At 63.1% G+C, this 23,152-nt stretch carries 25 protein-coding genes; 8 read left to right on the top strand and 17 right to left on the bottom strand.

Annotated elements, in window-relative coordinates:
• Positions 1 to 19: 19 nt before the first annotated feature.
• Entirely contained in the window at positions 20 to 886 is an 867-nt protein-coding gene (locus ACQUSY_RS06285; protein WP_428903658.1) for a PHP domain-containing protein, read from the bottom strand.
• 74 nt (positions 887 to 960) lie between these two features.
• Between ACQUSY_RS06285 and ACQUSY_RS06290 the strand changes: the two genes are divergently transcribed.
• Positions 961 to 1,998, top strand: coding sequence for an endonuclease/exonuclease/phosphatase family protein (locus ACQUSY_RS06290; RefSeq protein WP_428903659.1), 1,038 nt, complete (start codon positions 961 to 963; stop codon positions 1,996 to 1,998).
• Positions 1,999 to 2,010: 12 nt separating this feature from the next.
• Entirely contained in the window at positions 2,011 to 3,417 is a 1,407-nt protein-coding gene (locus tag ACQUSY_RS06295; protein ID WP_428903660.1) for an aminopeptidase P family protein, read from the top strand.
• A 66-nt stretch (positions 3,418 to 3,483) separates the two neighbouring features.
• On the opposite strand, the gene ACQUSY_RS06300 is transcribed toward ACQUSY_RS06295, so the two are convergent.
• The 5 genes from ACQUSY_RS06300 to ACQUSY_RS06320 form a co-directional block, all read right to left on the bottom strand.
• Positions 3,484 to 4,401, bottom strand: a complete 918-nt coding sequence (locus ACQUSY_RS06300) for a glycine betaine ABC transporter substrate-binding protein (RefSeq protein WP_428903661.1) — start codon at positions 4,399 to 4,401, stop codon at positions 3,484 to 3,486.
• Between the two features lie 102 nt (positions 4,402 to 4,503).
• Positions 4,504 to 5,394 carry an ABC transporter permease gene (locus tag ACQUSY_RS06305; RefSeq protein WP_428903662.1) on the bottom strand — a complete coding sequence of 297 codons (891 nt, stop codon included), beginning with the start codon at positions 5,392 to 5,394 and terminating at the stop codon, positions 4,504 to 4,506.
• Positions 5,394 to 6,668, bottom strand: a complete 1,275-nt coding sequence (locus tag ACQUSY_RS06310) for a quaternary amine ABC transporter ATP-binding protein (RefSeq protein ID WP_428903663.1) — start codon at positions 6,666 to 6,668, stop codon at positions 5,394 to 5,396. The genes ACQUSY_RS06305 and ACQUSY_RS06310 overlap by 1 nt, the downstream gene beginning before the upstream one ends.
• 267 nt (positions 6,669 to 6,935) lie before the next feature.
• Positions 6,936 to 7,595, bottom strand: a complete 660-nt coding sequence (locus ACQUSY_RS06315) for an alpha/beta hydrolase family protein (protein WP_428903664.1) — start codon at positions 7,593 to 7,595, stop codon at positions 6,936 to 6,938.
• Entirely contained in the window at positions 7,592 to 8,215 is a 624-nt protein-coding gene (locus ACQUSY_RS06320; RefSeq protein ID WP_428903665.1) for a YflT domain-containing protein, read from the bottom strand. Before ACQUSY_RS06320 ends, ACQUSY_RS06315 begins: the two co-directional genes overlap by 4 nt.
• Positions 8,216 to 8,281: 66 nt before the next feature.
• On the opposite strand from ACQUSY_RS06320, the gene ACQUSY_RS06325 reads away from it, so the two are divergent.
• From ACQUSY_RS06325 to ACQUSY_RS06340, 4 genes are read left to right on the top strand one after another with little or no spacing between them, the layout of a single operon-like run.
• Positions 8,282 to 9,541, top strand: a complete 1,260-nt coding sequence (locus tag ACQUSY_RS06325; RefSeq protein ID WP_428903666.1) for a magnesium transporter MgtE N-terminal domain-containing protein — start codon at positions 8,282 to 8,284, stop codon at positions 9,539 to 9,541.
• On the top strand, positions 9,541 to 10,068 hold the full coding sequence (locus ACQUSY_RS06330) for a DUF1003 domain-containing protein (protein ID WP_428903763.1): 528 nt from the start codon (positions 9,541 to 9,543) through the stop codon (positions 10,066 to 10,068). The genes ACQUSY_RS06325 and ACQUSY_RS06330 overlap by 1 nt, the downstream gene beginning before the upstream one ends.
• Positions 10,055 to 11,182 carry an Mrp/NBP35 family ATP-binding protein gene (locus tag ACQUSY_RS06335; RefSeq protein ID WP_428903667.1) on the top strand — a complete coding sequence of 376 codons (1,128 nt, stop codon included), beginning with the start codon at positions 10,055 to 10,057 and terminating at the stop codon, positions 11,180 to 11,182. The genes ACQUSY_RS06330 and ACQUSY_RS06335 overlap by 14 nt, the downstream gene beginning before the upstream one ends.
• A gap of 42 nt (positions 11,183 to 11,224) precedes the next feature.
• Positions 11,225 to 11,998, top strand: a complete 774-nt coding sequence (locus tag ACQUSY_RS06340; RefSeq protein ID WP_428903668.1) for an isocitrate lyase/PEP mutase family protein — start codon at positions 11,225 to 11,227, stop codon at positions 11,996 to 11,998.
• A 63-nt stretch (positions 11,999 to 12,061) separates the two neighbouring features.
• Here ACQUSY_RS06340 and ACQUSY_RS06345 read toward each other — a convergent pair whose 3' ends face one another.
• Entirely contained in the window at positions 12,062 to 12,472 is a 411-nt protein-coding gene (locus ACQUSY_RS06345; RefSeq protein WP_428903669.1) for a twin-arginine translocase TatA/TatE family subunit, read from the bottom strand.
• A 71-nt stretch (positions 12,473 to 12,543) separates the two neighbouring features.
• Here ACQUSY_RS06345 and ACQUSY_RS06350 point away from each other — a divergent pair, with 71 nt between their 5' ends.
• Positions 12,544 to 13,176 (top strand): O-methyltransferase, encoded by a 633-nt coding sequence (locus tag ACQUSY_RS06350; protein ID WP_428903670.1) that lies wholly within the window; start codon positions 12,544 to 12,546, stop codon positions 13,174 to 13,176.
• A gap of 54 nt (positions 13,177 to 13,230) precedes the next feature.
• On the opposite strand, the gene ACQUSY_RS06355 is transcribed toward ACQUSY_RS06350, so the two are convergent.
• From ACQUSY_RS06355 to dapE, 3 genes are all read right to left on the bottom strand, one after another.
• Positions 13,231 to 13,404 carry a DUF3117 domain-containing protein gene (locus ACQUSY_RS06355; protein ID WP_147824742.1) on the bottom strand — a complete coding sequence of 58 codons (174 nt, stop codon included), beginning with the start codon at positions 13,402 to 13,404 and terminating at the stop codon, positions 13,231 to 13,233.
• Positions 13,405 to 13,477: 73 nt separating this feature from the next.
• Entirely contained in the window at positions 13,478 to 14,692 is a 1,215-nt protein-coding gene (locus ACQUSY_RS06360; RefSeq protein WP_428903671.1) for a hypothetical protein, read from the bottom strand.
• Positions 14,680 to 15,750, bottom strand: a complete 1,071-nt coding sequence (gene dapE / locus ACQUSY_RS06365; RefSeq protein WP_428903672.1) for a succinyl-diaminopimelate desuccinylase — start codon at positions 15,748 to 15,750, stop codon at positions 14,680 to 14,682. Before dapE ends, ACQUSY_RS06360 begins: the two co-directional genes overlap by 13 nt.
• A gap of 75 nt (positions 15,751 to 15,825) precedes the next feature.
• Between dapE and dapD the strand changes: the two genes are divergently transcribed.
• The gene (dapD, locus tag ACQUSY_RS06370; protein WP_428903673.1) at positions 15,826 to 16,761 is read left to right on the top strand and encodes a 2,3,4,5-tetrahydropyridine-2,6-dicarboxylate N-succinyltransferase; all 936 of its coding nucleotides are present in this window, start codon (positions 15,826 to 15,828) and stop codon (positions 16,759 to 16,761) included.
• Between the two features lie 62 nt (positions 16,762 to 16,823).
• Here dapD and ACQUSY_RS06375 read toward each other — a convergent pair whose 3' ends face one another.
• From ACQUSY_RS06375 to typA, 7 genes are all read right to left on the bottom strand, one after another.
• On the bottom strand, positions 16,824 to 18,119 hold the full coding sequence (locus ACQUSY_RS06375) for a citrate synthase (RefSeq protein WP_428903674.1): 1,296 nt from the start codon (positions 18,117 to 18,119) through the stop codon (positions 16,824 to 16,826).
• A gap of 158 nt (positions 18,120 to 18,277) precedes the next feature.
• Positions 18,278 to 19,387, bottom strand: a complete 1,110-nt coding sequence (dapC, locus tag ACQUSY_RS06380) for a succinyldiaminopimelate transaminase (RefSeq protein ID WP_428903675.1) — start codon at positions 19,385 to 19,387, stop codon at positions 18,278 to 18,280.
• On the bottom strand, positions 19,384 to 19,701 hold the full coding sequence (fdxA, locus tag ACQUSY_RS06385; protein ID WP_428903676.1) for a ferredoxin: 318 nt from the start codon (positions 19,699 to 19,701) through the stop codon (positions 19,384 to 19,386). Before fdxA ends, dapC begins: the two co-directional genes overlap by 4 nt.
• A 9-nt stretch (positions 19,702 to 19,710) precedes the next feature.
• Positions 19,711 to 20,082 (bottom strand): histidinol dehydrogenase, encoded by a 372-nt coding sequence (locus tag ACQUSY_RS06390; protein WP_428903677.1) that lies wholly within the window; start codon positions 20,080 to 20,082, stop codon positions 19,711 to 19,713.
• Positions 20,083 to 20,122: 40 nt separating this feature from the next.
• The gene (locus ACQUSY_RS06395) at positions 20,123 to 20,437 is read right to left on the bottom strand and encodes an AzlD domain-containing protein (protein WP_428903678.1); all 315 of its coding nucleotides are present in this window, start codon (positions 20,435 to 20,437) and stop codon (positions 20,123 to 20,125) included.
• Positions 20,434 to 21,150, bottom strand: coding sequence for an AzlC family ABC transporter permease (locus ACQUSY_RS06400; RefSeq protein ID WP_428903679.1), 717 nt, complete (start codon positions 21,148 to 21,150; stop codon positions 20,434 to 20,436). Before ACQUSY_RS06400 ends, ACQUSY_RS06395 begins: the two co-directional genes overlap by 4 nt.
• A gap of 64 nt (positions 21,151 to 21,214) precedes the next feature.
• Entirely contained in the window at positions 21,215 to 23,125 is a 1,911-nt protein-coding gene (typA, locus tag ACQUSY_RS06405; RefSeq protein WP_428903680.1) for a translational GTPase TypA, read from the bottom strand.
• Between the last annotated feature and the right edge of the window lie 27 nt (positions 23,126 to 23,152).

The raw sequence follows: 23,152 nt of genomic DNA on the forward strand, positions 1-23,152 counted from the left end.
CCGGGAACTTCCCCGGGAGTCAGTCGGGGTAGACCGGTTCGGTGCCGGTCGCCTGGGCGATGATGCGGGCGACGTTTTTGTCGGTTGTGGTGTTCTCGCCCGGCAGGTTCGGCTTGCCGGAGCCGTGGTAGTCGCTCGACCCGGTGACGATGAGGTCGTGCTTCTCGGCGAGCGCCGACAGCACGCGCTGGCCCTCCGGCATGTTCTCGCGGTGACCAATTTCGAAGCCGCCGAGACCCAGCTCGATGAGCTCCTCGATGATGGGCATCGGCAGCATGCGGTTGCGTCCGGCCGGGTGCGCGATGACCGAGACTCCGCCAGCTGCCGCGACAAGGCGCACCGCATCACGCGGGTCCGGCGCATACAGCGGGATGATGTAGCCCATGCGCGGGTGCAGAATGCCCGCGAACGCCTCTTCACGGCTCTTCACGATGCCGCGGGCGATCATGGCATCGGCGATGTGCGGGCGACCGACGCTCGCGTCTTCCGTGCGTTGCGCGAGCACGTCTTCCCAGTCGAGCGCGTAGTCGGCACGAATATTGCGCACGATGCGTTCGGCGCGGGACAGCCGATCGGCACGAATCTTCTCGCGCTCCGCCAGAATGCCCTCGTGATCCGGATCAAACAGGTACGCCAGCATGTGGGTCGAGCCGCCCTGGTATCGGGTGGAGAACTCCATGCCGGGCAACAGGGTCATGCCGAGTGCCTGAGCGGCCCCGGTTGCTTCGTCCCACCCGGCAGTAGTGTCATGGTCGGTCAATGCGACCGTGCGCAGCCCATATTCGTACGCAGATGACAGCACTTCGGCCGGCGGTTGCGTGCCGTCGGAGCGCGACGAATGCAGGTGCAGATCACTCGGACCACTCCAACGCTGCGCATTCGCCATATCTGAACAATATCGGAGGGAAGGAACAGGCGCTCTCGACCGTTCTCCCAGGTGTCTCCGCGTAGGCTCGAACCGTGCGGTTGTTCGGTGTTCTTGTCTCGATTGCGTTGGCTATTGCCACGGCAATCGTCACGTGGCCTCAGTTCTTCAAGCTCGAGAACACCTTCCCGTTTGCGCAGCTCGTTGCCGTGCGCGGCCCCCTCGCTGTGGGCTTCGCCACGCTCACGCTGATCGCGCTCCTACTGTCGATGGCAAAGCCCATTCGCGGATTCGCGGCCAGCGTCGCCCTCATTTGCTTTCTTGGTGCGGGCGCGAATGCCGGCATCATGCTTCTGCGTGGCGTGGGCACGGAGAGCCTGCCGCCGGCAACCGAGACGAGCCTGCGCGTTATGACGTGGAACACCGCGGGCGAAGCGACGCCGGCTGACACGATCGCCAAGACCGCAGTCGCCATGGGGGCTGACGTCATTGCGCTTCCGGAAACTTCCGAAGAGGTCGGCGAACGCGTCGCTGAACAGATGAGTGCTCTCGGTTCGCCGATGTGGGTTCACCACGTCGCGTACAACGATGAAATTGCCTACGGACCACAGGCGTGGGAAACGACGCTGCTCATCTCCCCCGATCTTGGCGATTACTCCGTTATCGCGTCGTCAGAAGATGGTTCCAGTAACACCGGCACCGTCCCGAGCCTCGTCGCCATGCCTGTTGACGGCGATGGCCCGATCATTGTCGCCGTTCATGCTGTCGCACCCCGCACGGACGCGATGGACGCCTGGAAGCACGATCTGCAGTGGGTCGCCGACCAGTGCTCCACCGACAACGTCATCATGATCGGCGATTTCAACGCGACCACCGACCACATGAGCCGCTATGGCGTTGACGACGGACTCATGGGGCTGTGCACCGATGCCGCGATGGCAACCGGCAATGGCTCCATCGGCACGTGGCCCACGTCGTACCCCGCACTTGCTGGCGCTCCCATCGACCATGTGATGACCTCCTCCGAGTGGGTGGCCACTGGTTCCGTCGTCCTGAAATCACTTGACGATTCGGGTAGCGATCACCGCCCGTTGATCGTGCAGTTGGAGCCTGCCAGCGCCGTCTCCCCATGAGAGGATTGAGCCATGACCAGTGGTGAATCAACGACGACAACCGAGCCCGAAGCCCCGGTAAACGTCAATCGCAAGCAGCCGTTCCCCCAGGGGTTCCTCGACACGATTTCGACGGGATGGGCAGAAGCGGACAACACGACGCCTGAGCTCATCGAGCAGGCACCGTTCGCGGCTCGTCGCCGTGCCGCTGTCAGCACAGCTTTTGCTGGCAAGCGCCTCGTGGTTCCGGCTGGCGCTCTCAAGCAGCGCAGCAACGACACCGACTACGTTTTCCGCGCGCACTCCGCGTTTTGCCACCTGACCGGCTGGGGCGCGCACTCCGAGCCCGACGCGGTGCTGGTTTTCGACCCGACCGCCGATGGCCACGACATCACGCTGTTCTTCCGCGAGCGCGCCGACCGCACCACGAGCGAGTTCTACTCGGACGCGTCGATTGGTGAGTTCTGGATTGGCCCGCGCCCGTCACTCGAGCAGGTTGCCGCTGCCCTCGGTGTCGCAACCGATCACCTCGACAAGTTCGAAGCAGCCGAAGGCGACCTGGTCGTTGACGAGAGCGAACAACTCACGCAGTTTGTCTCTGAACTCCGCCTCGTGAAAGACGACTACGAGATCGCTCAGCTGCAGCTCGCGGTCGACGTCACCGCTTCGGCGTTTGACGACGTGCTGGCAGACCTGAAGGCTGCCACCGAGCACCGCCGCGGTGAGCGCGTCATCGAGGGCGTCTTCGCCCGTCGCGCGCGCATGGACGGCAACGGTGTCGGCTACGACACGATCGCTGCCGCGGGCCCGCACGCCTGCTACCTGCACTGGACCCGCAACGACGGCAAGGTCGTCGACGGCGAGCTCGTGCTGATGGACGCCGGTGTTGAGGTCGACAGCCTGTACACCGCCGACATCACGCGCACCTTCCCCGTGAACGGCACCTTCTCCCCCGTGCAGCGCAAGGTTTACGAGGCTGTGCTCGAGGCTGCCGATGCCGCATTCGCAATTGCCCGCCCGGGCATCAAGTTCAAGAAGCTGCACGAAGCCGCGATGACGGTTATCGCCGCGAAGGTTTCGGAGTGGGGCCTTCAGCCGCTCAGCGCTGAAGACCTGCTGCACCCGGAGACCGGCGGTCAGCACCGTCGCTACATGGTGCACGGAACCAGTCACCACCTGGGTATTGATGTTCACGACTGCGCACAGGCGCGTCGTGAGATGTACTACGACGGCATTCTTGAAGAGGGCATGGTCTTCACGATCGAGCCCGGCCTGTACTTCCAGGCTGACGATCTGACGGTGCCGGAGGAGTTCCGCGGCATTGGCGCGCGTATTGAAGATGACGTCGTCGTTGTCGCTGATGGCGTTCGCAACCTGTCGGCCGCGATTCCGCGCACGGTCGACGAGGTTGAGGCTTGGGTTCAGCGCCTGCGCGACTAAGCCGTTTGCTTGACCAGCGAGGCCCCCGACAAACATATTGTCGGGGGCCTCACTGATGTCTGGGTGTTAGTCGGTGAGACCGTCCACCCACTCCTGGTTGTCAGCCATCCACGCCTTCACGATCTCCGTGTAATCGGTAACGTCTTCTTCACCCGAGTTGTACATGGCGTTCTCCAGCGAGAACAACACGTCGGAGTCCATCTCGAAGTCAGAGAGCCACGCGTGGACCTCGGGGAACTCTGTCTTGAAGTCGGTACCCGCGATCGTGTGGATCTCTTCCGCCGCACCCAGGGTGCCTTCCGGGTCTTCGAGGTCCTTGATGTCGAAGGCATCGTAGGCCCAGTGCGGGCGCCACAGCGTGACGGCAACGTCTTCGCCTGCTTCAAGCTTGGTCTGCAGCTCAGCCAGCATTGCCGGCGTCGACGACGTGATGTAATCCATGCCCTCGAGGCCGTACGTCGGAATCACGTTGTCCTGCGTGGCCTTCGTGAGGCCAGCACCCGGCTCAATGCCGATGAGGCGGTTGTCAAACAAGTCGGCGTTGGCTGCCAACTCGGTGAGCGAGTCGATCGGCGCGTCAGCGTTGACCGCGATGGTCAGCTTGGCGTCGGTGTTCCAGGCGCCGAGGTCATCGATCTTGTCGCCGTACTCGTCGAAGTAGTCGGCGTGCGTGAACGGCAGCCACCCGTCGAGGGCGATGTCGTAGCTGCCGTCAGAGACGCCGAGGAAAACGGGGCCGGCGTCAGCGTACTCGAGGTCGACGTTGTACCCCTTCTCTTCGAGCACGATCTTCCAGACGTACGAGGCTGCCTCACCCTCGGGCCAACCGTTGAAGACACCGATCGTGATGTCTTTCGATGCGGCAGCGTCGCCGCCGTCGCTACCGTTGTCGCCACCACCGTTGTCGGTGCTGGAGCAACCCGCGAGCGCGATGCTCGCGACGGCTCCGAGAGCCAGGGCGCGAAGAATGTTTCGCTTCTTCATGATGTTCCTTTCCTTCCGCGTGCTGTGTGCGCGGGGGTTGGGGATACCCACGTGTGTCGCGGGCCGTTCGCACGCATGCGCGTGCGGCAGATTGAATTTGAGTTATGCAGTCGCCGTAGCCTTGACAGCTACCGCGCTTCGTGTGCGCTTGGACTGACCAAACGCACCGGTAATGCGGTCGAGAATCATCGCGATAACGACGACCGAGACGCCCGCTTCAAAGCCGAGCGGAACATTCACCGAGCTGAGCGACGCCACGATCGGCTTTCCGAGACCGGGAGCGCCAACCATGCTGGCGATAACCGACATCGACAGCGACAGCATGATCACCTGGTTGATGCCCGCCATGATCGACGGCATCGCCAGCGGCAACTGGATCTGTCGCAGAATACGGCCGGGGGTCGCACCGAATGCGTGTCCGGCTTCCACCACCTCTTTGTCGACGCCACGAATACCGAGCTCGGTGAGACGCACGCCCGGAGCGACGGCGAACATGATGGTCGCCACGATGCCGGGAACCGGTCCGACGCTGAAGAGGAAGATGGCGGGCAACAGGTAAACGAATGCCGGCATCGTCTGCAGGAAGTCGAGAATTGGTCGCACGATATTCGAGACACGCTGGGAACGAGCAGCCCAAATACCGACCGGAACGGCGATCGCGGTCGCAATCACAACGGCGACAACCGTGAGAGCCAGCGTGTACATCGCGTTTTCCCACTGCGCGACCGTGATGATCAGCGTGAGTCCCAGCGCGGTGCCAATCGCCAACTTGTAGCCCTTGGCAAAGTAGGCGATGACGGTGAGCACCAGAATGATGACCCACGCGGGTGGCGCGGTGAAGAGCCACGACGCTCCGTCATAGATTGACGTGAAGATCTGGGCGACGACGTCAAAAAAGCCGCCCAGATACTCCTTCAAGAAGTTAATGACCTCTTTGACCGCCTTGCCCAGCGGAATGCGGGCGCCCTCGGTCAACCACTCCCAGAAATCCATTACTCGGCCTCCCCTGCCGTCGCTGCGTCAACAAGCGGGGTGAACTGGGCCACCATCTCGATCGGCGTTTGAATAATGGGCATTTCACGCGTGGTCGCGGGCACGTTGCCGAGCGCAGCCAGGAGCGTCACGCGCGGAATCACACCAATAAGGCGCTTGTTCTCGTCGACCACGGCGAGCGGCACCGGGCTCTCGACAGCGGCCTCCACAATGTCGGTCAGCAGGTCATCAGGACCAACGGTGAGCACGTTGGCGTCGACAATGGTGCGGAGGTCAGTCGTACCAGCCTTCACGGCACGAATGACGGCACGGTCGGTGACAACGCCGACGAGGCGACGGTTCTCCACGGCGAAGACCGCGCCGACCTGCTCTTCACGCAGCACGCGCAACGCACCACGCACACCCGCGCTCAGCGGCGTTGTCAGGTGTGGTGGTTCCATCACTGCACTCGCTGTGAGCACCCGCGTGCGGTCGACGTCCTGCACAAACTGGGCAACGTAGTCGTTCGCCGGGTCCGTGAGGATCTCTTCCGGCGTGCCCTGCTGCACGATGCGGCCATCGCGCATCACCGCGATGCGATCGCCGAGGAACATCGCCTCGTTGAGGTCGTGCGTGATGAAGATGATGGTGCGGCCCAGCTCTTGCTGCAGTTCGACCAACTGCTCCTGCATTTCGCGGCGGATGAGCGGGTCAAGGGCGGAGAAGGCCTCATCCATGAGGAGAATGTCGGTGCCCGCCGTGAGCGCACGGGCAAGGCCAACGCGTTGACGCATTCCGCCGGAGAGCTCATCGGGGAAGGCATCGGCGCGATCGCCCAGGCCCACCTTGTCGAGAATCTCGGCAGCGCGAGCCAGGCGCTCAGCCTTCGCGACCCCCTGGATCTCGAGCCCGTAAGCCGCGTTGTCGATGACGGTGCGGTGCGGCAACAGCGCAAAGTGCTGGAAGACCATCGAGACGGCTTTGCGGCGAACACCACGCAGCTCGCTGGCCGATGCTTTTCCGATGCTGTGCCCCTGCACGACGACATCGCCATCGGTCGGCGCCAACAGCCCGTTGAGCATGCGGATGATGGTGGACTTACCGGAGCCACTCAGGCCCATGATGACGAAAATCTCGCCTCGATTGACGGTAAAGCTAGCGTCGATGACGGCTGCGGTTCCGGCGTCAGCGACGTCGGCGCGACTCTCCCCCGCCTTCAAGCGCTTCACAGCTGACGCTGGATTTCTCCCGAAGACTTTGTAAAGATTCTGCGCAACAAGTGCGGTTTCGGACACGTTTCCCCCGGCTCGCCTCAACGTTCGAGGGGAGCTTTTCGGTCACGTCCGGGTGATGTCTACGGGGCCGCTTCGACAGCGTGTGTGCTGGCAGCTCGGGCACCAGATTTCGGATCTGGCACAAAAGACAACGACCATACGCTCGGGTTTCTTCACTGCACTGAAGTCGAAAGAAGAACCCGGCCGCGGACTGGTCTTAGGCGCAAGGCCTTCTTCCACGCTAACGATGCGCGTGGGCCAGGGCAAATTCCGAGACCGAATCGAGACTTAGACGGAGTGGTCGCGCATGAGCGTTGCAACGAGCGGCGCCAGGTCTGCGCCAATCTCATCGGCGGGGCGTTTCTTGCCCGCGACTTCGAACGAATGGCCGCCGCCTTCGATCCACGAAATGGTGGCTGCGGGCAGCGAAGCGACGATATCTTCGAGCTGCTCGTGCGGGTCGACGAACGCGTCTTTCGTGCCCTCAATGAAGAGCTGCGGAACCACGATGGCGGGCAAATGCTCGGCTCGCGGAGCCTCCGGCTTACCCGGTTGATGTAACGGATAGCCGAGGTACACGAGCCCCGCGACGCTCATATCGTCGGCGGCGGCCATCGATGCCATACGCCCGCCGTAACTCTTCCCGCACGCCCACAGCACTGGTTGCGCCGCCAGCTCAGCGACAACTGTGCGCCACGTGGCGATGGCGTGCGCGGCCGGCCCCGGCATACGCCGACCGGCCTCGGAGTAGGGAAAGTTAAAGCGCGCTGTGGAGACACCCTGCGCGCGCATGCCCTCCGCGAACCCGACCAGGAAGGCGTGGTTCATGCCTGCACCGGCACCGTGCGCGATTGGCATCATCGCCCACGCGTCGCTCGCACGTTCAACGTCGATCGTGATGGCCGCGTCGCCCTTGGGCAGCGGAACCATCAACTGACGCGTCGTCATGACGTGTGCGGGTCAGTGGTGGGGCGGTTCGCCGTGTTGTCGTGCGACGGAACCTCGTGTGCGGCGGACGACGCCGGCTGCCGGTATCCGGGAAGGCGCTCGCCATACTTGGGCGGCGAATTGTCGATGAACTTGGGTGCGCGCGGACGCATGCCACGAGCCTCATTCATAATCTGACGGGCTTTGTGAATGCTGGTCATCTTGACGGTGACGTCGTAGTGGTCAGCGACAACGGCCATGACACTCGCGAAGGCACGGCGACGACGCATGATGAAGTACGACATGAACGACAGCGCCATACCGATCGTCATGCAGATGAAAAGCGTCGCGAAATATACCGCGCCAGGAATCTCCGGGTTCACGATGGCCTGAATAGCCCAGGCGCCGATACCGAGCATGAGGCCGTTGATGAGACCGCCGCGCGCAGCGGTGAGGTAGCCGAGGCGACCGGTGATGCGTTCAACCGAGCGCAGACCGTTGCCGACGATGGCAATATCGCGCGGTGGAATATCGGCTTCGATCAGTTGTGATGCCGCCTTCTGAGCGGCTTCATACTCGGGAAATGACGCGACCGTTTCACCAATGTCGTTCTTGCCGATATTTGCACCCATCATGCTCATGAGGCCATTGTTCCACGCGCCGTGTGGGACTGCCTGACAGTTCAGTATCAGGACTACGCTGGAAGCGTGAGCACTCAGAGGGTTTTCGTTGCGCGCCTGGTCGGGTGCACCGTTTTCGACCCCTCCGGCGATCGTCTCGGTAAAGTCCGTGACGTCGTCGTCGTTTACCGAAAATCTGACCCGCCCCGTGTCATCGGTCTCGTGTGCGAGATTCCCGGCCGCCGCCAGGTTTTCGTCTCGATCAACCGCGTGACATCCATTTCCCAAGGTCAGGTCATTACGACTGGCCTCATTAACGTGCGCCGCTTTCAGCAGCGTGCGGGTGAGATCCGCGTGATGGCCGAGCTCATTGGCCGTCGTATCAACTTTGCCGATGGTTCCGGCACCGCAACGATCGAAGACGTCGCGATTGAGCGTGCCCGCTCGGGCGAGTGGGATGTGAGCCAGCTCTTCCTCCGCAAGCCGAAGACGAGCGCTTCCCCCTTCGCGAAGGGGGCGACGACGTTCGCGACGTGGCAAGAGGTGCGCGAGCAGCACAGCCCCGGTCACGCGCAGTCCGCCGAACACCTCGTGCAGTCAATGTCTGACATGAAGCCTGCTGACCTTGCCAATAGCCTGCTCGATCTGCCCGAAGCGCGCATGCTGAGCGTCGCCGTCGAGCTACCCGATGAGCGTCTTGCTGACGCCCTCGAGGAGATGCCGGAAGACGAACAGGTGCACATTCTTGAGCAGCTGGGCGATGAGCGCGCCGCCGACATTCTGGATGCGATGGAACCAGATGACGCGGCTGACCTGCTGGCTCAGCTTCCTGAAGGTCGCCTGCAGCAACTTCTCGAACTTATGGAGCCTGACGAAGCAGAAGACGTGCGCGCGCTGCTGCAGTATGGCCCCGACACCGCCGGTGGCCTCATGACAACCGAGCCGATCATTATGTCGGCCGACGCCACCGTCGCCGAAGCCCTGGCATTGATTCGACGCCACGAACTGCACCCCGCGCTTGCCGCGGCCGTGTTCGTGACGCTGCCGCCGTATGAGACGCCGACCGGGCGCCTACTGGGCGTCGTGCACTTCCAGAAAATGCTGCGCTATCCCCCGCACGAGCGTCTTGGTTCCATCATCGATGACACGGCAGAACCCGTGTTGACCTCGGCATCTGCGGTTGAGGTGGCGCGCATTTTGGCGTCGTACGACCTCGTGTCGTTGCCCGTTGTCGATGTCAGCCACCGACTCGTCGGCGCGATCTCTGTCGATGACATGCTCGACTACCTGCTGCCAGATGACTGGCGTTCGCACGACACCGAAACGCAGCACGGAGCGCGCTCATGATGGCGCGCGGACAACAGCTCGAGACGCCCCTCGGGCGCGTGAGTCGTCGCACGTCGGCGGAGTCGAAAGATCGCTTTGGCCGCTTCACGGAGTGGATCGCGCGTGCCATGGGTACGCCGATGTTCCTCGCGATTCTGACGCTGTTCTGTATCGCGTGGATCGCGTGGAACACGCTCACGCCGCCGAGCATGCGCTTTGACTCGGCCGCCAATGGATTCACTGCGCTGACCCTCATGCTGTCGCTACAAGCGTCGTATGCTGCTCCACTCATCTTGTTGGCGCAGAACCGTCAGGATGACCGCGACCGCGTGCAGATTGAGCAAGACCGTCAGCGCGCTGAGCGTAACCTGGCTGACACCGAGTACCTGGCCCGCGAAGTCGTGGCGCTGCGCATGTCGATCGACGACATGACGAAAGAGGTCATGACGCGCGACATGCTGCGCCAAGAGTTGCGTTCGCTGCTTGACGAGCTTGACCGTCGCGACCAGCCGTCGGACAGTGCTGAGGAGACCAGTGACCACCGCTGATGCCGTCCGCGCTGCTGTTGGCAGCGTGACCGACCCAGAACTACGTCGCCCGCTGTCTGACCTCGGCATGATCCGTGGCGTGCAGGTCGACGGAACCACGGCTCGTGTCGACATGGTGCTCACGATTGTGGGGTGCCCGGCAGCGACGCGCATTGAGTCGGATGTGCGCGCGGCGGCACTGGGCGTTGCCGGGGTGACAGACGCGGAGATTCAGGTCGGCGTGATGACACCTGCCGAGCGTGCTGAGCTGACCGAAAAGCTGCGTGAAGGTCGCGCGGCTCGCGTCATGCCGTTCGGCCCGGAGTCGTTGACGCGCGTCATTGCGGTGACGAGCGGTAAGGGTGGCGTCGGCAAGTCGACGATCACCGCAAACCTTGCGATTGCGCTCGCCCAGCAGGGGTTGCGGGTCGGGCTGATTGACGCTGACGTGCACGGATTCTCGATTCCGGCGCTCATGGGAATTCCTGCCGGTACGACGCCGACGCGGCTCGACGACATGATCTTGCCGCCGATTGCGCACGACGTGCGGGTAATTTCCATCGGCATGTTCTTGCAGGCGGGCGAAGCGACCGGCGCCGTCGCGTGGCGTGGCCCGATGCTGCACCGCACGGTGTTGCAGTTTCTCACCGACGTCTATTTCGGCGATCTTGATGTGCTGTTGCTCGACATGCCTCCCGGCACCGGCGATGTCGCGATCTCGGTGGGCCAGATTCTGCCGCACGCCGAGGTTCTCGTCGTGACGACGCCGCAGGCCGCGGCGAGTGACGTTGCGGTGCGCAGCGGACTCGTTGCCCGTCAGACCGGCCAGAACGTTATTGGAGTCGTCGAAAACATGGCGGCGATGACGCTCCCCGATGGTTCCGTCTTGGATCTTTTTGGTGCTGGCGGCGGCGACGAGGTGGCGGCGGCCCTGTCGACGCCTGACGCCCCGGTTGAGGTCTTGGCGCGGGTGCCATTGAGCGTCGCGCTACGCACCGGTGGCGATACCGGTGATGCTGTCGTGGTGGCTTCGCCTGATGACCCGGCGGCCGTTGCGATTGTGGCGTTGGCGACCGCGGTGAAGAATCGCGGGCGCGGACTTGGCGGCAAGTCGTTGCCGCTGTCTGTGGGTTAGCTCGCTCTTCCTTCTCACTGCAGAATCTGCTTGACTGTGGCCATGACGATTGAAGAGAAGTCGGCCGCCCTCCTGAAGCTCCACGAAGGCGACGCAATTCTGAGCGTCGTGAATGTGTGGGACGCGATTTCTGCGAAGGTCGTGGCTGAGACGCCCGGAACCACAGCGCTGGCTACTGCGAGTCACTCGATTTCTGCGACGCTCGGGTATCCGGATGGCGAGGTGATTCCGTTTGAAGAGCACCTCCTGATGATTCGTCGCATTGTGGCGACAACCGATCTGCCGGTGACCGCAGACCTCGAGGCGGGCTACGGCGACGCTGGCGAAGCGGTGCGTCGCGCGATTGGTGTTGGTGTTGTCGGCGCGAACATCGAAGACCAGATGAAGCCCATCGCCGAAGCCACGCGCGCCGTTGAGGCCGTCATGAACGCCGGCGACAAGGAGGGCATTCGTTTCGTGTTGAACGCCCGCACCGATGCTTTCTTGCGGGCGGGCGAGCGCGACCCGTCAGCGGTCTTGGACGATGCGATCGAGCGCGGCCAGGCGTATCTCTCGGCCGGCGCTCCCGTTGTGTTCGTGCCCGGCAAGCTGAACGAAGATCAGGTGCGCGCGCTCGTCGATGCGTTTGGCCCGCGCAAACTCACCATGATCGGAGTCCCTGGTTCGCTGTCACGCGACCGCCTGCAGGAGCTCGGTGTGGCACGTGTCTCGTACGGGCCGTGGTCGCAGCGCGTTGCGCTGACGGCGCTACAAGACTTGACAGTTGCGGTTGCCGCCGGCGGTGGTCTGCCCGAGGGAGCGAAGCCGCTGAATTAGGCGCACATGCGTTTTACAGTGGCCCGTTCAGCGCGTGCTGAGCAGGCGACCGCTTCAAACTGGTTACGTCGCTTCGCTGTCGTAGGGCGGGAGTTCGCCGGCCTCGAGGCGCTCGACAGTTCGTGTCGGCGTCATGGCTCCGCCCGGCGCGAGCGCAGCGATACTCCCAACGATGGGCGCACCGGCACCAGCGCCACCACCACCGGGCGACGGCACGACCTCATCAAGAATCGCCTCACGAATGATGCGACGCGGGTCGTATTGACGCGGATCCAGCTTGCGCCAGTCGACATCCTCGAACTCCGGACCCATCTCACTCGAGACACGATCCTTCGCGCCACGCAGATACTCGCCGACCCGCTTCACGAGACGCGCGAAGCCCTCGGCATACTTCGGCAGACGCTCAGGGCCGACGACCATGAGCGCGATCACAGCGATCACGATCAGCTTGTCGGCAGAGAGCCCGAAGTTCATAGCAACCAGATTACCCGCCGCGCCTTAGCGAATGCCAAGACACCACCCCGTAGCCTTAATGCGGAGGAGTCATGAGCGAACACGATGCTATTGCCCGCTTTGCCCGGGAGTCGATTATCGAACCCGAGCACATTCAGCGTGCCCGCACCCATGCCGTTGAGATCGGTGCGCACCCCATCAGCGCGGGCATCGGCGCCCAGTGCGCAGTCATCGCGGCAGCCACCGCCGCCACCAGCATGGTGGAGATCGGCACCGGAGCCGGCGTATCCGGCCTCTGGCTACTCCACGGCGCCCCCGGCGCAATCCTCACGACGATCGACAGCGAACCCGAGAACCTCGGTGTCGCACGCCAATCCTTCCACGATGCGAAGGTTCCGGCATCCCGTGCCCGCTTCATTTCGGGACGCGCGCTCGAGGTGCTCCCCCGCATGAACGAAGCGTCGTACGACATCGTGCTGATCGACGCCGACCCCGAGAACGTCATTTCTTACGTCGAACACGGCCTCCGACTGGTACGCCCCGGCGGTACAGTACTCATCCCCCGCGTTTTAAACGGCGGGAAGGTCGCTGACCCAGTGCAGCGTGACGAAACCACGCGCGCCTACCGTTCGCTCATCCAAGAGACCCAGGCATCCCCCGCCGTCGTCGGCGCCCTGTCGACGCTCAACGAAGGCCTCCTCCAACTGACCCTCCTGCCTGAGTAGGCAGCGACACAAATGGCCGGGTGAAAATCACCCGGCCATTTGTGTTGTGAGAAGTTAGGCGGCGTTTACGACGCCACTCAAAACCTCATGCAGTTCCTTGGCTTCGTCATCGTTGACGGAGACAACGAGTCGTCCGCCCCCCTCCAGCGGAACGCGCACGATAATGAGGCGTCCTTCCTTCACGGCTTCCATCGGTCCGTCGCCGGTCCTTGGCTTCATGGCTGCCATTGCGGGCCCCTTTCGTCCTGGTATACGTCTAGTTTATCGTTTTCCCGGACGCTGCCCATTCGCGGCTGAAATGTTAGGGAATTCGGGTGATGGCATTGCCGTACGCGTACATCTCGAAAATCCAGATGAACTGATAAATCAGGCACCCCACAAGCACCGCGATTCGTCCCCACAACGGCTTGATCTGTGCGGGCGCGCCCCACAGCGGAGCCAGCGGAACCAGCAATCGCAGCGTCGAAGACTGCGGAAAGAAAACCGCCACCAGATACAGGAGGTAGCTCGCCGAAAACAGGCGAACCTCCATACCCAGCGCACGCACCGCACGTGCCCGCACCAGCAGCCAGATGGTTCCGGCCACCAACAAACCGAACAGCACCCACCCCAGTACGGCCGGAATCTGCCACTGCCCAAACCAGAAGTTGAGGCCCAGAATCCACCCGTCAAACGGCAAGAAGTGCGGTGCCGAATCGGGCAGCCAATTGCGGCGCCACGACAGTTCCGTCTGCAAATATGCAGTCGGATCCCCCATTGCGATGCCCGCGATGACCGGCCAACTCAAACCCACAACCGCGGCAAGCAAGCCCGCCGCGATGATGTGGTTGATGTGCGTGAGCGGCAACGGGTCGCGGCGGCGACGGAACCATCGCCAAATGCCGTAGAGCGCGAGCATCAGCGAGAAGGCCAAGACGCCCGGACGCGTGTACCCCATGAGCGGAATCAGCAGGTACAGCCACGCGAACTGCCGAGTCACCAGCACATACAGCGCCATCAGCAGGAAGAAGAGGAAGAGCGCTTCGGCATAGCCGACGTGAAAGAGCGCGGCGAGCGGTCCATTCGCGAAGAAGACCACCGCCCACAGCGATTGCGTTTCGGTCAGCCGCGTGCGCATCAGCAGGTACAGCGCATAGCTGGCGCCAAATCCGGCCGCCAACGACACGATCGCGGCGCCGACGACCCACGAGCCGAATGGCAACGACACAATCTTCGCGAGATAGGCGTACACCGGCATGAACGCCCACGCGTTCTCCATCGGCCGGCCATCATCGGTCATCGGGAGGTCGGAGGGGTAGCCGACGTCGGCGACGATCCAGTACCAGTTCGCGTCCCACCCGAGAATGAAGTCACCAACGGTCGCCGCCGCGCCAAAGCGCGACAGCGGGCCCGATGCGGAGGCCCCAATAAACAGGATCGTCAGCGTGACGACACGGGCGACGAGATAGATCGCCGCCACCTGCACCAGCGCCGAGGGGCGAGCGGGCGCATCAAAGCGTGCGATTATGCGAGCCACGCGCGCAGAGCAGTCTCGACGGCCACGATCTGCGCGATCTCCACGCGCTCGTGATCGTGGTGTGCGAGCGAGGGGTCACCAGGGCCGTAGTTCACGGCCGGAATCCCTGCCTCCGAAAAGCGCGCAACGTCGGTCCAGCCGTACTTCGGCTTCGCGGCAGCACCGACAGCGGCCAAGAACTCCTGCGCGAGCGGCGCGTCAAGACCAGGGCGTGCGCCGGCGGCGAGGTCAGTGAACTCAACCTCGAACCCATCGAAGAACTCGCGAACGTACTCCTGCGCGGCATCGGTCGAACGATCCGGCGCAAAGCGGAAGTTCACTTCAACCTCACACAGGTCCGGAATCACGTTGCCCGCCACACCTCCGCTGATGCTGACCGCGTTCAGCCCTTCGCGATAAACGAGGCCCTCAACCTCGGCATCCCGCGGCGTGTACTCGTTTAAACGCCCCAGAATGCCCGCAGCGGCGTGAATAGCGTTCTCCCCCATCCATGCCCGAGCGGAGTGCGCACGCGTACCGTGAGTGCGCACAACGGCGCGCAGGGTGCCGTTGCAGCCACCCTCGACCGCACCATTGGACGGTTCGCCGAGAATCGCGAAGTCACCCAGCATGAGATCAGGGCGGTTGCGAGCCAACCGGCCGAGGCCATTGAGCGAGCTGTCGACCTCTTCGTTGTCGTACCACAGCCATGTGATGTCAACGACCGGCGCAACCAGTTCTGCTGCGAGCTTCAGCTGCACCGCGACGCCCGCCTTCATGTCGACCGTGCCGCGACCCCACAGGTACTCGACGCCGTCGATTTCGCGCGGTTCGGTGGGCAGGTTGTTGTTGATCGGGACCGTATCGATGTGACCGGCGATGATCACGCGACGGTCGCGCCCCAAATTGGTGCGCGCGACAATCAGGTTGCCATCGCGAATTACCTCGAGGTGCGAGTACGCGGCCAGCGCCGCCTCAATGAGGTCAGCCAACTGCTTTTCATCACCGGAAACACTCGGAACATCGCACAGGTCACGAGTCAATTGAACGGAAGAGACGGTGAGATTAAGCGTCGACATGCGAACTACTCTAGCGGCGTGAAAATTGACGAAATACTCACAGCGCCGGCGAATGACGGCCACTACCGTTGAGTTATGAATGATGAACGGTGGATTTGGGGTGAGGGTCTACGGACCACAGCACACGACGGAACGGTGCTTGACGCGCTCTTTCCGTCACCGGCAGTGGGCCGTGCCCCCAACGGCGCACAGCCCACGCTGACGGGCCGCACGGATGACCGCCGCGGCGTGACCGTAGAGGCGATCGTCCTCGAAATTGACCTTGACGCGGCACCCGCCTCCACGGAAGACGCGTACTTGCGACTGCAGGCGCTCTCCCACCTGCTGGTACGCCCGAACGAGCTGAACCTCGACGGCATCTTCGGCCACCTCCCGAACGTCGCGTGGACGAACGCCGGGCCGATGCTTCCCGCTGACGTGGCCGCACGCCGCCTCGACCTGCAGGCCGCCGGCATCCAGGTGCAGGGACTCGATAAGTTCCCCCGCCTCACCGACTACGTGCTGCCCGCGGGCGTTCGTATCGCCGATGTCTCGCGCGTGCGCTTGGGAGCGTATTTGAGCCCCGGAACCACGGTGATGCACGAAGGATTCGTCAACTTCAACGCGGGAACGTTGGGCGCTTCCATGGTGGAGGGTCGCATTTCGCAGGGCGTCGTCGTGGGCGACGGCTCTGACATCGGCGGTGGCGCGTCGATCATGGGCACCCTCTCCGGTGGTGGTTCCCACCGCATCTCGATCGGTGCGCGCACGCTCCTCGGCGCAAACGCCGGAATTGGCATTTCGCTGGGCGACGACTGCGTCGTCGAAGCCGGCCTCTACGTCACCGCCGGCTCCAAGATCATCATGATCGACCAGCCACTCCAAGCCGACGGCTCCCCCGTCATCGTGAAGGGCTCGGACCTCTCCGGCAAAAACGGTCTACTGTTGCGCCGCAACTCACTGACCGGTGCGATTGAGGCTGTCGCGCGCCAGGGCGTCGGCGTCACGCTCAACGAAGCGCTCCACGCCTAAACCAACCAGAAAACAACGAAACCCCAGCAGAGAAAATCTGCTGGGGTTCCGTCTATGTCTTCTTACAGACCCGGGTAGTTACGCTCCGGTGCACCTGTGTACAGTTGCTGCGGGCGACCAATCTTGTTCTGCGGGTCGGTGTTGAGCTCACGCCAGTGCGCGAGCCAACCGGGCAGGCGACCGATCGCGAACAGCACGGTAAACATGCGCGTCGGGAAGCCCATCGCCTTGTAGATCACGCCGGTGTAGAAGTCCACGTTCGGGTACAGGCGGCGCGACTGGAAGTACTCGTCGTTGAGAGCGATCTCTTCGAGCTCCTTCGCCAGGTCAAGCAGCGGGTCTTTCACGCCGAGCTCGGCGAGAACCTCATCTGCCGACTCCTTGACGAGCTTGGCGCGCGGGTCGTAGTTCTTGTAAACACGGTGTCCGAAGCCCATGAGCTTGACGCCGTCTTCCTTGTTCTTGACGCGCTCGACGAAGCGCTTGACGCCCTCGCCCGAGTCGCGAATCTTCGCGAGCATCTCAAGAACAGCCTCATTCGCGCCACCGTGCAGCGGGCCGTACAGGGCGTTGATGCCCGCCGAGATCGACGAGAACTGGTTCGCGCCGGTCGAACCGACAAGGCGAACTGTCGAGGTCGATGCGTTCTGCTCGTGGTCTTCGTGCAGGATGAGCAGACGCTCAAGCGCACGCGACATTACGGGGTTCACTTCGTAGGGCTCGCTGAGCACACCGAAGTTGAGCTTGAGGAAGTTGTCGACGAAGCTCAGCGAGTTATCGGGGTACAGGAAAGCCTGGCCGATGCTCTTCTTGTGCGCGTACGCAGCAAGAACGGGGAGCTTGGCGAGCATGCGAATCGTGTTGAGTTCGACGTGCTCGGGGTTGTGCGGGTCTGACTGACCTTCGTAGTAGGTCGACAGCGCCGAAACAGCCGACGACAGCACCGACATGGGGTGCGCGGTGTGCGGCAGTGCCGAGAAGAAGTGCTTAAGGTCTTCGTGGATCAGCGTGTGGCGACGAATCTTCTCATCGAACTCACCGAGCTGGTCAGCGGTCGGCAGCTCACCGTAGATGAGCAGCCAAGCAACCTCGAGGTACGAGCTGTTCTTGGCGAGCTGCTCGATCGGATAACCGCGATAACGCAGGATGCCTTCATCGCCGTCAATGAAGGTGATGGCAGACTTCGTTGCCGCCGTGTTGACGAAGCCGTAGTCCAGCGCCGTGTGGCCGGTCTGCTTGGTCAGCGTTGCGAAGTCAATGGCGGGGGTGCCATCCGTTCCTTGCAGAACGGGGAATTCAGCGGTTGTACCGCCAATCGACAGTGTGGCCTTCTCGGGCTGGGTTGCCGCGTCCGTCACGGTGCCTCCTTGCGATCTGTATCGACGAGAGTCGTATGTGCCGCGCGGTGACGCGGCCGGTCAGGGCTCCACAAAAGAAGCCACACATTTACAGCCTAGTAGGACTCGGGCAGTACTGTTGACCGCCGCAAAGGATCCTGGAATTCGGTGGAGATAACCTACGAAATTTGGCGCAGGCGCGCAGCCGCCGCCGCGATCCGCTCGTCTGTGGCTGTCAGCGACAGACGCACGTGCTGCGAAAAGTACGGACCGTAGAAGACGCCGGGGCCAGCCAGGATGCCAATTTCGGCCAGTCTTTCGATGCTCTCCCACGCGTCACGACCTTCGGTCGCCCACAGATACAGGCCCGCCTCACTGTTGTCGATGCGAAAACCTGCGGCTTCGAGCGCCGGCTTGAGCGTTTCGCGGCGGGCGCGGTACCGCTCCTTCTGCTGCGCCACGTGTACGTCATCGTTCAGCGCGACCGCCATGGCGTGCTGTACCGGCAACGGCAACATCAAGCCGAGGTGCTTACGTGCGGTGAGCAGGCGATTCACCAGGTCAGCATCGCCCGCCAAGAATGCGGCGCGGTAGCCAGCCAGGTTGGACTGCTTCGACAGCGAGTACACCGACAGCACACCAGTCGCATCACCGTCAGTGACGCGCGGGTCAAGAATCGAGGGAATCGCCTCGGTGTCCCACGGCGCTTCCCACCCGAGCTCGGCATAGCATTCGTCGCCGGCGATGACAGCACCGAGTTCACGGGCACGCGCAACGGCCGCTCGAAGTTCTGCGGCGTTCCAAACGCGGCCATCAGGGTTACCGGGCGAATTCAACCAGATCAGCTTGGTTCCGGCTGGCCACAACGCGGGGTCATCCTCAGCAACCGGGGTCGCCCCCACGACGACGGCGCCGACCTCATACGTCGGATACGCCGCACGCGGGTGCACGACGATGTCGCCTGCGCCGAGACCCAACAGAGTCGGCAACAGTGCGACGAGTTCTTTTGACCCGATCGTCGGTAGAACGTGATCGGGCGTCAGTCCGGTGACGCCGCGACGGCGTTCAAACCAGGAGACGATGGCTTCGCGAAGCGGAACCGTGCCGACAGTTTGCGGGTACGCGTGCGCTTCGGTCGCCGCAGCAAGAGCCTCACGAATAACGGCGGGGGTTTCATCGACGGGTGACCCAATCGACAGGTCAACGATGCCGTCAGCGTGTTCGCGGGCGCGCTGAGCGAACGGCGCCACCGCATCCCACGGGTAGTCGGCGAGGTCGCGAACGCTCATGCCTGCGGCGGCAGAACCGAGACGACCGGGTGATCCTTCGGAATCACGCCAACCTTTGCCGCCCCACCGGGCGAGCCCACGCCGTCGAAGAACTCAACATTGGCCTTGTAGTAGTCGGCCCACTCTTCGGGCAGGTCATCTTCGTAGTAGATGGCCTCAACCGGGCAGACCGGCTCGCACGCACCACAGTCAACGCACTCATCGGGGTGAATGTAAAGCATGCGCTCACCCTCGTAGATGCAGTCAACGGGGCATTCATCAATGCAGGCGCGGTCTTTCACGTCCACACACGGCAGAGCAATCACGTACGTCACAGGATCAGTCTACTTCGGGTTGAGGGCACGGAGCCGTGACGCGCTCGGCCACGCAACGATCGCGACCACCACGGCGGTGAGTCCGAGTGACCAGACCATGCCGAGAACGGAGTCCGGAACCACGACGGAACCACCGGGACCGACACCCGAAAAAAGGAGCAGGGCGCCCAGCATGCCCGCTCCCGCAACGGCGGCGGCAATGCGATCCTCAGTGATCATGCGGATCGCGACGAGAATCGCGGCGCAGCCGACGATTCCGACGACGAAGCCCAGCGGGAGTCCTGCCGGCATCGAGGCGTAACCAATGGTTCCGGCGGCGCCAAAAAGAGCACCGAGCACAAACGCCATGACCCAGGTCAGAATGCGGGAGAAAAGCTGCACCCCGCCATCGTACTCGGGAAGGTTTGGTGCTGACCGAGCGTCAGGCGGCCAGCCCCCATAGCCGGAGCAACGCGGCGGTCACGGCACCCGCCAGCACGACGAGCAGGAACGGCGCACGCACGGTGAGCAGGATGGCCGCGACGAGGACCGCCGGAATGCGGGCATCGAGCACAATGTTCTGACCACTCGCAAGAGTCTGAGTGGCGATGAGGGCTGCCAACAGCGCGACCGTCAGCAGATCGGTGATTCGGGCGGTGCGGGGCTCTTCGAGCCAATGCGTCGGCGTGAGATAACCGGCGAGCTTCAGCAGCATACACGCGATGCACGCCAGCAGCACGGCAGACCAGAGCGTCATGCGGCCTGCTCCTTAGGCTCAAACAGGTTGAACCAGCCCACGATGACCGCAACAGATGCGGCGATGAGCACGGGCGCACCCGGCATCACGATCGGGGTGACAGCCGTTGCCACGACGGCGGCTGCAACGCCCACCGCGATCGCCTGCCGATTTTTCAGTCGTGGCCACAAGAGAGCGACGAACGCTGCGGCGGCCGCGGCATCCAAGCCCCACGCCCGCGGGTCCCCAAGCACGTCACCGACGATCGCTCCGAGAAGCGTCATGAGGTTCCAGCCGACGAAGATGCCGATACCGGTCGCCCAAAACCCAATTCGTCTCGACCGGGTGTCGTTCTGCGCGAGCGCGACAGCGGTGGATTCGTCGATCGTGAGATGAGCCGCAGCAATGCGCTTAGCCTTGCTGCCCCCAATGAGCGACGACAGGCGCATGCCGTAAGCGAGGTTACGAATGCCGAGGAGAGCCGAGGAAGCAATGGCGGCAGGCGCGGCGGCGACACCGCCGGTACCGATCACTCCGATAAACGCGAACTGCGAACCGCCGGTGAACATCAACAGGCTCAGCACGCACGTTTGCCACATGTCCAGGCCGCTCGACATGGCGAGGGCGCCAAACGAAATGCCGTACGCGCCGGTCGCGAGCGACACACCAATGGCGTCACGCCACGCACGGCGCGCGTTAGCCTCAGCGACATCGGTTTCAGACACGAGATTCATCTTCGCATTGAAACGCAACGTGCCCGCACCAAAAGGTACGGGCACGGTGTCTGGGAGCTACCGCTTACGCGTTGGCGTCCTGCTTCTTCAGGCGGCTCGTGGCACGGGCACGTGCGTTGGCGTCGAGCTCAACCTTGCGGATGCGAACCTTCTCCGGAGTAACCTCAACGCACTCGTCTTCACGAGCGAACTCGAGGCTCTCCTCCAGCGACAGCAGACGCGGCGGCGTCATCGACTCGAAGGAGTCAGACGAAGCTGCGCGCATGTTGGTGAGCTTCTTTTCCTTCGTGATGTTGACGTCCATGTCGTCGTTGCGCGAGTTCTCGCCGATGACCATGCCCTCGTACACCTCGTCCTGAGGCGAAACGAAGAAGCTCATGCGCTCCTGCAGGGCGATGATCGCGAACGGCGTGACGACACCCGAACGGTCAGAAACGATCGAGCCGTTCTGACGCGTCACGATCTGCCCAGCCCAAGGCTCGTAGCCGTGCGAAATGGCGTTGGCGATACCGGTACCGCGCGTCGTGGTCATGAACTCGGTACGGAAACCGATCAAACCGCGCGACGGAACGACAAACTCCATACGAACCCAACCGGTTCCGTGGTTCGTCATGCCCTCCATGCGGCCCTTACGCGCTGCGAGCAGCTGCGTGATCGCACCGAGGTACTCCTCCGGAGCGTCGATCGTGAGGTGCTCGAACGGCTCGTGAACCTTGCCGTCGATCTTCTTCGTCACCACCTGCGGCTTGCCAACGGTGAGCTCGAAGCCTTCGCGACGCATGTTCTCAACGAGGATCGCGAGAGCGAGCTCACCACGGCCCTGAACTTCCCAGGCGTCCGGGCGCCCGATGTCGACGACCTTAAGCGAGACGTTACCGATCAGTTCGCGGTCGAGGCGGTCCTTGACCATGCGAGCCGTAAGCTTGTGGCCCTTGACCTTGCCGACCAGCGGCGAGGTGTTGGTTCCGATGGTCATCGAGATCGCGGGGTCGTCGACGTGGATCATCGGCAGCGGGCGAATGTCTTCGGGGTCGGCGATGGTCTCGCCGATCGTGATGTCTTCGAAACCAGCGATAGCAACGATGTCGCCGGGGCCAGCCTCTTCGGCGGGGTAACGCTCCAGGGCGCGGGTCTTCAGCAGCTCGGTGACGCGAGCGTTGCTCGTCGTGCCGTCAGCACGCACCCAAGCGACCGTCTGACCCTTTTTCAGCGTGCCGTTGAAAACGCGCAGCAGCGCGAGACGGCCGAGGAACGGGCTGGAGTCGAGGTTCGTGACCCACGCCTGCAACGGAGCCTCGTCGTCGTACGACGGTGCCGGAACGTGCTCGAGAATCGCGTCGAACAGCGGCTCGAGGTCATCGTTGTCAGGCAGGTCGCCGTCAGCGGGACGGTTGCGCGACGCGGCGCCAGCACGACCCGAGGTGTAGACGACCGGAACATCGAGCAGCGCGTCGACGTCAAGGTCGGGCACGTCGTCAACGAGGTCAGAAGCAAGGCCGAGCAGAAGGTCTTGCGCTTCGCCCTCAACGGCCTCGATACGAGCGTCGGGACGGTCGGTCTTGTTGACCGCGAGAATAACGGGGAGCTTCGCCTCAAGTGCCTTGCGCAGCACGAAGCGGGTCTGCGGGAGCGGGCCCTCAGACGAGTCAACGAGTAGCACGACACCGTCAACCATCGACAGACCGCGCTCAACCTCGCCACCGAAGTCAGCGTGGCCCGGGGTGTCGATGACGTTGATCGTCACCGGAACATCGGAGTGCTTTCCGCTGTAGGTGATCGCCGTATTCTTCGCGAGGATCGTGATGCCCTTTTCGCGCTCAAGGTCACCAGAGTCCATCGAACGGTCTTCGGTGTTTCCGTGGTCGCTGAAGGCACCCGTCTGACGAAGCATCGCGTCGACAAGCGTGGTCTTGCCGTGGTCGACGTGTGCGACGATTGCGACATTTCGGAGATCCGGACGGAGGGCATGCGCCATGGATGTTGTCCTTGCGTTGGGTAAATG

It is taken from the genome of Microbacterium daqui, from assembly GCF_050408675.1.
Taxonomy (GTDB): domain Bacteria; phylum Actinomycetota; class Actinomycetes; order Actinomycetales; family Microbacteriaceae; genus Microbacterium.

What these genes read in the sequence shown, in the direction of transcription:
- ACQUSY_RS06285 (WP_428903658.1), bottom strand. Translation starts at nt 886, where the DNA reads ATGGCGAATGCGCAGCGTTGGAGTGGTCCGAGTGATCTGCACCTGCAT.
- ACQUSY_RS06295 (WP_428903660.1), top strand. Translation starts at nt 2,011, where the DNA reads ATGACCAGTGGTGAATCAACGACGACAACCGAGCCCGAAGCCCCGGTA.
- ACQUSY_RS06300 (WP_428903661.1), bottom strand. Translation starts at nt 4,401, where the DNA reads ATGAAGAAGCGAAACATTCTTCGCGCCCTGGCTCTCGGAGCCGTCGCG.
- ACQUSY_RS06305 (WP_428903662.1), bottom strand. Translation starts at nt 5,394, where the DNA reads ATGGATTTCTGGGAGTGGTTGACCGAGGGCGCCCGCATTCCGCTGGGC.
- ACQUSY_RS06315 (WP_428903664.1), bottom strand. Translation starts at nt 7,595, where the DNA reads ATGACGACGCGTCAGTTGATGGTTCCGCTGCCCAAGGGCGACGCGGCC.
- ACQUSY_RS06320 (WP_428903665.1), bottom strand. Translation starts at nt 8,215, where the DNA reads ATGAGCATGATGGGTGCAAATATCGGCAAGAACGACATTGGTGAAACG.
- ACQUSY_RS06330 (WP_428903763.1), top strand. Translation starts at nt 9,541, where the DNA reads ATGGCGCGCGGACAACAGCTCGAGACGCCCCTCGGGCGCGTGAGTCGT.
- ACQUSY_RS06340 (WP_428903668.1), top strand. Translation starts at nt 11,225, where the DNA reads ATGACGATTGAAGAGAAGTCGGCCGCCCTCCTGAAGCTCCACGAAGGC.
- ACQUSY_RS06345 (WP_428903669.1), bottom strand. Translation starts at nt 12,472, where the DNA reads ATGAACTTCGGGCTCTCTGCCGACAAGCTGATCGTGATCGCTGTGATC.
- ACQUSY_RS06350 (WP_428903670.1), top strand. Translation starts at nt 12,544, where the DNA reads ATGAGCGAACACGATGCTATTGCCCGCTTTGCCCGGGAGTCGATTATC.
- ACQUSY_RS06355 (WP_147824742.1), bottom strand. Translation starts at nt 13,404, where the DNA reads ATGGCAGCCATGAAGCCAAGGACCGGCGACGGACCGATGGAAGCCGTG.
- dapE (WP_428903672.1), bottom strand. Translation starts at nt 15,750, where the DNA reads ATGTCGACGCTTAATCTCACCGTCTCTTCCGTTCAATTGACTCGTGAC.
- dapD (WP_428903673.1), top strand. Translation starts at nt 15,826, where the DNA reads ATGAATGATGAACGGTGGATTTGGGGTGAGGGTCTACGGACCACAGCA.
- dapC (WP_428903675.1), bottom strand. Translation starts at nt 19,387, where the DNA reads ATGAGCGTTCGCGACCTCGCCGACTACCCGTGGGATGCGGTGGCGCCG.
- ACQUSY_RS06395 (WP_428903678.1), bottom strand. Translation starts at nt 20,437, where the DNA reads ATGACGCTCTGGTCTGCCGTGCTGCTGGCGTGCATCGCGTGTATGCTG.
- ACQUSY_RS06400 (WP_428903679.1), bottom strand. Translation starts at nt 21,150, where the DNA reads ATGAATCTCGTGTCTGAAACCGATGTCGCTGAGGCTAACGCGCGCCGT.
- typA (WP_428903680.1), bottom strand. Translation starts at nt 23,125, where the DNA reads ATGGCGCATGCCCTCCGTCCGGATCTCCGAAATGTCGCAATCGTCGCA.